This is a genomic window from Psychrobacter sp. FME6 (genome assembly GCF_014861365.1).
GTDB lineage: Bacteria > Pseudomonadota > Gammaproteobacteria > Pseudomonadales > Moraxellaceae > Psychrobacter.
Genome location: NZ_RRYW01000231.1, coordinates 1 through 766 on the forward strand (window position 1 = coordinate 1; position 766 = coordinate 766).

Annotated in this window: 1 protein-coding gene; it reads right to left on the reverse strand. The window is 38.8% G+C overall.

The genetic code is table 11. From position 1 onward, the window contains the following. Window positions 1-173 precede the first annotated feature (173 nt). Window positions 174-620, reverse strand: a complete 447-nt coding sequence (locus EI162_RS14390) for a DUF962 domain-containing protein (RefSeq protein ID WP_192524976.1) — start codon at window positions 618-620, stop codon at window positions 174-176. Window positions 621-766 lie beyond the last annotated feature (146 nt).

A 766-nucleotide genomic window follows, 5' to 3' on the forward strand; every position in this document is an offset into this window, starting at 1 on the left:
TTCTCTTTGTTGTGGTAAACAAGAGTGTAAGGCGTTGCTTATTTTTTTCAACTATTTCCCAATTCTATACAGCCCCTAACAAAAAAAGCGCTATTTAATCAAGTATTAAGTAGCGCTTTTTTGTCTATTTTAAATAGTGACGTGTTAATGGCAGAGCTAGGGCGTATCATACTTTAGCTGTTTTTATGTCCCATAAGGCTGTTTGCCACCCATGCTGGACCGATTAATAAGAATTGTAAATCTTCAAAGAAAGAAGGCTTTTTACCTTCGATTTTATGACCGACAAACTGTCCAATCCAAGCAACCACAAAGACAGCCGCCCAAATTTTAAAGCCCCAAGGCAATAATGCCATCACTGAAAGGCAAATAAGGATAAACATACCCATTGCTAAAAACAGCGGCGTTGATAAGCGCATATAAAACAATAGTACCAATGCGCTAAGCACCAAGGTAAACCAAACCGACAGCGACATCCCCATACCTAATAGACTGACAAAAATGGTAGGAACGCATAGCCAATGGATTTTTTTATTGACTAGGTTTTGGTGACTGACAGAGTATTCGCTGAGCCATTGCTCAAGCGTGCGTTTAGACAGATGCTTTTGCTGAGTACGAGACATACTAACCTCCTTGTTAGCAAATGAATGAATGACTGACTGACTAACTAATAATAGTAGTTAAATACAATAGTTAATTAGAACTACTTACTACTAGGGGCTGTATAGAATTCAAATCAGCGGCAGCCAGATAAAGACACAAGCGAGAA

Excerpts from the sequence above, each read along its gene's own strand:
- EI162_RS14390 (WP_192524976.1), bottom strand. The coding sequence starts at position 620 with ATGTCTCGTACTCAGCAAAAGCATCTGTCTAAACGCACGCTTGAGCAA.